The sequence below is a fragment of the Weissella sp. DD23 genome, assembly GCF_001579105.1.
GTDB classification, from domain to species: domain Bacteria; phylum Bacillota; class Bacilli; order Lactobacillales; family Lactobacillaceae; genus Weissella; species Weissella cibaria.
On the sequence record NZ_KQ970391.1, the window covers coordinates 159,705 to 167,517 of the forward strand.

The window sequence follows — 7,813 nt, forward strand, 5'->3', positions numbered from 1 at the left end:
GGCCGACTACATCATCGACGTGGGGCCAGGAGCTGGTGACCACGGTGGTGAAATCATGGCGACGGGTACCCCAGCGGAAATCGAAGCAAATGATAACTCGCTAACGGGACAATACCTATCAGGCAAGAAGTTTATTCCAGTTCCTGAAACGCGACGTGAGGGTAATGGTAAAAAGATTACAATTACCGGTGCATCGGAAAACAACTTGAAAAACGTGAAGGTTGACTTCCCCTTGGGTAAGTTTGTCGCCGTGACCGGTGTTTCTGGTTCCGGAAAATCAACGCTGGTGAACACAATCTTGAAGCGGGCTTTGAAGATGGAGTTAAACAACAACTCTGAAAAGCCTGGTAAGTACAAGAAGATGACCGGCTTTGAGAATGTCGACAAGATTGTTGATATTGATCAAAGTCCAATCGGGCGTACGCCACGTTCAAACCCAGCGACGTATACGGGCGTCTTTGATGATATTCGCACGCTATTTGCGCAGACAAATGAAGCTAAGCTACGTGGCTATAACAAGGGTCGCTTCTCATTTAACACGAAGGGCGGTCGTTGTGAGGCATGTAAGGGTGATGGGGTCATCAAGATTGAGATGAACTTCCTCCCTGATGTTTACGTGACATGTGAAGTTTGTGGTGGTACCCGTTACAACTCAGAAACGCTTGAAGTAACGTATCGCGGTTTGACGATTGCAGATGTTTTGAATTTGACAGCCGAACAGGCCGTTGACTTCTTTGCACCAATTCCTAAGATTCGTCGTAAGTTGCAAACGATTGTTGATGTTGGGTTGGGTTATGTGACGCTTGGCCAATCAGCGACAACGTTGTCTGGTGGTGAAGCGCAACGTATGAAGTTAGCGTCAGAACTACAACGTAAGTCAACGGGTAAGACATTCTACATCTTGGACGAGCCAACCACTGGTTTGCACGTTGATGATATTTCGCGCTTACTTGAAGTGTTACAACGCCTAGTCGATGGTGGTAACACCGTTTTGGTTATCGAACACAATTTGGATGTTATCAAGACCGCTGACTGGCTGATTGATATGGGGCCAGAAGGTGGTGAAGGTGGTGGAACGGTGCTTGCAACCGGTACGCCAGAGGATATCGCTGCTGTGTCAGCTTCATATACAGGTCAATATCTTGGCCCAATTATGACGCGCGACCGCGAACGTGCGGCTGCAGCGACAGCAAAGTAAAGATTAAGTGCATGTTACAGCTGGCCTTTTTAGTTGCGTTCGCAGCTTGATGCGTGTATACTTCCTTTTTGTGAGTGATATTTTTAAAGAAAATAAAGACTAAAAAGTGAGGTAAACATCATGGCTGAAAAGTTGGATGTGGCATCAGCTCGTCGTAAGATGAAGAGCCCAAACATTAAGACTCGCAAGCGCGCATTGAAGGCATTGCACGATGCACGTAAGGCAGCGAACAACAAGAAGTAATTCTTGGCGTTATGTAAAAACTCCCTAGAAAGCTGAAATCAGCTATCTAGGGAGTTTTTTGATATCAAGCTAACGTTCACAAAAACCACATAGCCGGGCGTTTCCTCTCAATGGTATAATAACCTAGACACATTATATGTTCGGAGGGAACGCGTATGCCTAAAAAAGAATTGGTCATCGTTACGGGGATGAGTGGCGCTGGTAAAACAGTTGCGATTCAAGCCTTTGAAGACCTTGGCTACTTTACTGTTCAAAACCTGCCACCTGCTATGTTGCCAAAGTTTTGGCAAATGATTTCTGACGAAGAAAACATTCAACGGGCAGCCGTGATGATTGACTTGCGGTCACAAAGCTTTTTCGCTGACCTAGATGACGAGATTCGCATTATGTCGGATTCAAATCATGATAAGTATGATTTGAAGATTATGTATATCGATGCGACGGATGAAGAATTGGTGGCCCGCTATAAGGAAACCCGTCGTTCGCACCCCTTGTCAGGTGACCGAGGCACGTTGTACGGTATTCAAACTGAACGTCAACAACTAACAGAAATTCATGATATGGCGAGCGAAGTGATTCATACAGATGATTTCGCTCCTCGTCAATTGCGTAACTATATTCAAGAACATTTCGGGTCGGATGCTGATCGTGCGGGCACTTTTTCTGTGCAAGTGATGAGCTTCGGCTTTAAATATGGTGTACCAGTCGATGCTGACTTGATTATTGATGTGCGCTTTTTAAAGAATCCCTACTACATTACGGCTTTGCGTGAACAAACGGGCTTGGATAAAGCAGTTTGGGATTATGTTTGGTCAAGCGAAGATGCCGAAGAATTTTATGAGCGCCAAAGTAGTTTGATTAAGTGGTTGTTACCAAAGTATAAGGCTGAGGGTAAAAGTACGCTAACGATTGCCTTTGGTTGCACTGGTGGTCAACACCGGTCAGTGGCGTTTGCACACCGCTTGAGTCAGGATTTGGCAGCTGATTGGAAGGTAAACGAATACCACCGTGACATTGAGCGTCGTAAAGAAAGCAGTAATCGCTCATGACAGAGGCCTTTAAAGTAACAACACGGCCAAAGATTGTTGTCATTGGCGGTGGTTCCGGTCAACCGGTGATTTTGCGGGGGTTGAAGCAGTATGATACTGATTTAACTGCCGTTATTACGGTGGCTGATGATGGTGGTTCTTCTGGGACGTTGCGGGATTATCTCAATATGGTACCGCCTGGTGATATTCGAAATGTGATGGCCGTTTTATCGAGTTTGCCACAAGAAATTATTGATATTTTCCAATACCGTTTTCGCAAAGAGGATGAAATGCTAGCGAATCACGCGTTGGGGAACTTGATCATTGCGGCGATGGCAGAGAAGGAACGTGACATTTTTACAGGCGTTCAGACGCTTGCAAAAGTCATGGACGTACAGGGGCATGTGTATCCGGTAGCGGATGAGCCACTGGTGTTGCATGCCACATTTTCAGATGGCACAACTTTGTCTGGCGAAGCTGAAATTACAGCTGCCCACAAGCGGATTGATAGTATTTGGGTGACACCGCAGGATGATTCGACGAATGAAGTTGCGCAAGCGCCATCAGAGGTCATTAATGCCATTTTGAACGCAGACGTGATTGTTTTAGGACCGGGAAGTTTGTTTACGAGTGTCTTGCCAAACTTAATGGTCCCCAATGTCGCTGAAGCATTAAAGGCGACCCGAGCAAAAGTGGTTTACATTGCGAACATCATGACGCAAAAGGGTGAAACTGATGATTTTTCAGATGCTGATCACCTACGCGCGATTAATCGACACGTGGGTGATAACGTCGTCGATGCCGTGATTATGAATACTGGCGTCGTGCCAGAAGATTATATTGACTGGAAGAAGTGGAACGAGGTCTCGCACCAGGTAACGTTTGATCCGGAAGAGGTTCGACAAGAAGGTGCGGTGCCTGTCTTGGGCGATTTGTTAGAGTTACGGGATGATGGCGCCTTTCACAATGGTGATATTGTGGCCCAATTAATCATGCAAATTGCGAACTCGCCCGAAATATAAAAAGGAGGTGTAAACTGTGTCATTTGCAAGTGATGTGAAAAAAGAATTAACAATGCTTGAGATTAACAATCCAGATAATGCGAAGGCTGAATTGTCAGCATTGTTGCGAATGAATGGTTCGCTAGGACTAGCAAACATGCGGTTTACGCTGAATGTACAAACAGAGAATGCAGCGACAGCCCGACGGATTCTGGGGTTGCTCCAACAGTTCTACCAGTTGCCTTCAGAAATTTCGGTCCGACGTCAGATGAAACTGAAGAAGAATAATCTGTATGTCGTTCGAATTGTGCAAGGTGTCAATGAATTGCTAGATGATTTGCACATTTTTGAAGACTTTGAATTGTTGCCAACGGTACCAGACGATTGGCTAGCTGATGAAGGCAAAGCACGTTCTTATTTGCGTGGGGCGTTTTTAGCGGCTGGATCAGTTAATAATCCAGAAACAAGTCGGTATCACTTAGAGATTTACTCATTGTATGAAGAACAAGCTCACCAATTGGAAGGCTTGATGAATCGGTTTGATTTAAATGCTAAAGTCGTTGATCGCCGGTCAGGCTACATTGTTTATCTAAAAGAGGCTGAAAAAATCGGTGATATGTTAATGGTGATTGGGGCTACTAATGCCATGCTTAAAATGGAAGACGTGCGTATTCTACGGGATATGCGTAATTCTGTTAATCGATTAGTTAATGCAGAAAATGCTAATTTGGATAAGACGGTTAATGCCAGCCAAAAGCAGATTGATGATATTGAATTTTTAGATGAAGAAATTGGCTTAGCTCGTCTGCCTGAAAAGTTACGTGAAATTGCCGAGGTGCGGCTTGCCCATCGTGAAGACCCGTTGTCGGAACTTGGTCAGTACGTGCCGTCTGGTGAAATTTCTAAGTCAGGGGTTAATCACCGTCTGCGTAAACTCTCGAAGATGGCTGATGATTTACGGACGACGGGGGCACTTCCTAAAGGAATCAACTAGAAGGCTTCTTTTTGTTTGACCATGTTTGACGAAATGTCTAAAATATAGATATGTTCTGATTTGAACATCAGGAGGAAATTAAAAAATGAACCCAATTCCATACGTTATTGAGCAATCATCACGTGGTGAACGTTCTTACGACATTTACTCACGTTTGTTGATTGACCGTATTATCATGGTCAGTGGACCAATTGAATCACAAATGGCAACGGCAATTATTGCCCAATTGCTATTCTTGGATGCACAAGATCCAGATAAGGATATTTACATGTACATTAACTCTCCTGGTGGAGAAGTTAATGCCGGTATGGCCATCTATGACACTATGAACTTCATCCACGCCGACGTACAAACGATTGTTATCGGCTTGGCTGCTTCAATGGCGTCAGTCTTGGCTTCATCAGGAGCAAAGGGCAAGCGCTTTATGCTACCTAACTCTCAGTTTATGATTCACCAACCATCTGGTGGTGCACAAGGTCAACAAACTGAAATCGCGATTGCTGCTGAAGAGATTTTGAAGACGCGTAAGAAGTTGAACGAAATCTTGGCTGCAAACACAGATAACCCATACGAGCGTCTTGAACGTGATACGGAACGTGACCACTGGTTGGATGCGGAAGAATCACTTGAATATGGTCTGGTTGATAAGATCATGAAGAACGCTGACGATCGTAAGTAAATCGTTAATATTTGTCATAAACATGTCCTGAATGTCGTCGTTTGGGGCATGTTTTTTTCTTAGATCAACACCACGCACTCCGATAAGTTGGAGTTTTGGTGGTTTTTGACCGTTTTTTAGGGCCAAATGTGAATTATTCGTGAAATTTGTGAACTTTTACGCAGCGAAAAAGGGCCCTAAAGATACGCCGTTTGACATGCTACTGTAACATTAGTGAGTGTTTTGGCCCGAAGTTTGTCCAAATGGGACAAAACTATGTGAAACTAGTTTGGGAAAGTATGTTGACTTATTCACAAGTTACCTTATAATGAATAAGTGTTAAGAAACGCTTTGGAGGATTTTAGTTATGAAGATTTTTGCATACGGTATTCGTGAAGACGAAAAGCCATCATTGAACGAGTGGATTGCCGCTCACCCGGAAGTTGAAGTTGGGTACACTGACAAGTTGTTGGATCCTGAGACGGCTAAGTTGGCAGAAGGTGCTGACGCAGTTAACGTCTACCAACAATTGGACTACACACGTGAGACGTTGACGGCATTGCACGAATTGGGCATCAACAAGATGTCATTGCGTAACGTTGGTACGGATAACATTGATTTCGATGCTGCTCGCGAATTTGATTTTTCAATTTCAAACGTGCCTGTTTACTCACCAAATGCCATTGCTGAGCACTCAATGATTCAAATGTCACGTTTGTTGCGTCGTGCAAAGGCATTGGACGCCAAGATTGCGAACCATGACTTGCGTTGGGCACCAACAATTGGACGTGAAGTACGCATGCAAACGGTTGGTGTTATCGGTACTGGTCACATTGGTCGTGTTGCAATTAACATCTTGAAGGGCTTCGGCGCCAAGGTAATTGCATACGATTTGTACCGCAATGCAGAGTTGGAAGCCGAAGGCATTTATGTTGATACGTTGGATGAGTTGTACGCACAAGCAGACGTTATTTCATTGTACGTACCAGGCGTACCAGCTAACCACCACATGATCAACGCAGAGTCAATTGCAAAGATGAAGGACGGCGTTGTCTTGGTTAACGTTTCACGCGGTAACTTGATGGATATCGACGCAGTTATTGCTGGTTTGGATTCAGGTAAGATTTCAGACTTTGCAATGGACGTTTACGAAGAAGAAGTTGGTTTGTTTAACGTCGACTGGTCAGATAAGGAATTCCCAGACGCTAAGATTGCTGACTTGATTGCCCGCGAGAACGTCTTGGTTACGCCTCACACGGCTTTCTACACAACAAAGGCTGTGCTTGAAATGGTTCACCAATCAATGGATGCTTCATTGGCATTTATTAATGGTGAAACTCCAGCTATTGCAGTTGAATACTAATTGTGATAACTTACTTTTTGTAAGTAATTATTCATTTTTATAATCCTCTCCAAATGAAATGCCGTCTGTTGTGAGATTCAGCGGTTTTCGAGAATTTGTTGGGAATTGAGTTTTTGGTTTGAAAGGTTAATTGAATATTATGACGAGCGAATTTTTTGACGGCTCATACGAGCTGAAGTTGAAGGATTTCTTCTTCAAGGTGCTTTCAGGTTCTGCCCAAGGTATCTTGATTGGTGTTTTGCCATCTGCCGTAATGAAGTACATCTTGAAGATGTTCGGAACGGCGCAATGGGCGCTTGATTTGTCAGCGATTTTGACGCTGTTCTCATCATTCATTCCGTTGTTGATTGGTCTTGCAATTGCCATGCAATTCCGCATGAAGGCACTTGATGCGGGTGTGATGGCGATTGCGGTTGGTGCATCTGCTGGTTCTGTAAAGTGGGCCATGGCACCTGCTGGCTTTGTAAACCCAGTGACGGGCGTTAAGTTGACAGCACCTGCTAACGTGTACATCGCAGCCGGTGCCGGTGACGTGATTAACGCTATCATTGTCGCTGCAGTTGCCGTGTTGGTTATCTGGTTAGTATCAAAGTACCTAAAGGGCTTTGGTGCGGTAGCAATTATCTTGAGCCCAATTGTTATTGGTGGTGGTGTGGCGTTGTTTGGTAAGGCAATTGCCCCATACGTTGCTTACATCACGACTTGGGTTGGTGATGCTGTGCGTTTGGCAACTGACTTGCAACCATTGCCAATGTCAATTGCCATTGCGATGGCCTTCTCATTCATCATCATCACACCTATCTCAACGGTTGGAATTGCTTTGGCAATCGCCTTGTCAGGTTTGGGTGCTGGTGCTGCCGGTGCTGGTGTTGTTGCCACGACAGTTATCTTGTTGATCAACTCATGGAAGGTTAACAAGAAGGGAACGACGGTTGCCATCTTCTTGGGTGCGATGAAGGGTATGATGCCAGCAATCTTCAAGAAGCCAATTATGATTTTGAGCTTCTTGGTTGCAGCAGCTATCTCAGCTATCCCAGTGGCCATCTTTAACGTACAAGGAACGCCTACATCAGCTGGTTTCGGTTGGATTGGAATGGTTTCACCAATTCAATCAATGATTGCTGATGGTGCTGAACGAGATATCGTAACGCACACGATTGGTGCTTTCCCAGCCTTGTTGACTTGGTTGATTGTGCCAGCTGTTGCTGGTTTCGTAGTCGACATGTTGTTTACAAAGGTCTTTAAGTTGTACACGCCTGCTGATTTTGAGCAAGATATGTAATGTGAGTTAAACAAAAAAGCAGTTATCTCAAATTGAGATAACTGCT

General features: G+C 44.6%; 8 protein-coding genes. All 8 read left to right on the forward strand.

Translation table 11 applies throughout. From position 1 onward, the window contains the following. A partial coding sequence (locus WEIDD23_RS14420; RefSeq protein WP_242865415.1) for an ATP-binding cassette domain-containing protein occupies positions 1 to 1,198 on the forward strand: 1,198 nt, incomplete at its 5' end. Between the two features lie 120 nt (positions 1,199 to 1,318). Next, positions 1,319 to 1,441 carry a putative metal homeostasis protein gene (locus WEIDD23_RS13010; RefSeq protein WP_010372234.1) on the forward strand — a complete coding sequence of 41 codons (123 nt, stop codon included), beginning with the start codon at positions 1,319 to 1,321 and terminating at the stop codon, positions 1,439 to 1,441. A 155-nt stretch (positions 1,442 to 1,596) separates the two neighbouring features. Next, positions 1,597 to 2,490: an RNase adapter RapZ gene (gene rapZ / locus WEIDD23_RS03385; protein WP_062358756.1), complete on the forward strand. Its 894-nt coding sequence runs from the start codon at positions 1,597 to 1,599 to the stop codon at positions 2,488 to 2,490. Further along, entirely contained in the window at positions 2,487 to 3,491 is a 1,005-nt protein-coding gene (locus WEIDD23_RS03390; protein ID WP_010372239.1) for a gluconeogenesis factor YvcK family protein, read from the forward strand. Before rapZ ends, WEIDD23_RS03390 begins: the two co-directional genes overlap by 4 nt. A gap of 16 nt (positions 3,492 to 3,507) precedes the next feature. After that, positions 3,508 to 4,464, forward strand: a complete 957-nt coding sequence (whiA, locus tag WEIDD23_RS03395) for a DNA-binding protein WhiA (protein WP_010372242.1) — start codon at positions 3,508 to 3,510, stop codon at positions 4,462 to 4,464. Between the two features lie 85 nt (positions 4,465 to 4,549). Beyond that, complete coding sequence (locus WEIDD23_RS03400) at positions 4,550 to 5,143, forward strand: ATP-dependent Clp protease proteolytic subunit (protein WP_010372244.1); 594 nt, start codon at positions 4,550 to 4,552, stop codon at positions 5,141 to 5,143. A gap of 346 nt (positions 5,144 to 5,489) precedes the next feature. Continuing rightward, positions 5,490 to 6,485: a D-2-hydroxyacid dehydrogenase gene (locus tag WEIDD23_RS03405; protein ID WP_010372248.1), complete on the forward strand. Its 996-nt coding sequence runs from the start codon at positions 5,490 to 5,492 to the stop codon at positions 6,483 to 6,485. A 139-nt stretch (positions 6,486 to 6,624) separates the two neighbouring features. After that, positions 6,625 to 7,767, forward strand: a complete 1,143-nt coding sequence (locus tag WEIDD23_RS03410; RefSeq protein ID WP_010372251.1) for a PTS sugar transporter subunit IIC — start codon at positions 6,625 to 6,627, stop codon at positions 7,765 to 7,767. Positions 7,768 to 7,813: the final 46 nt, after the last annotated feature.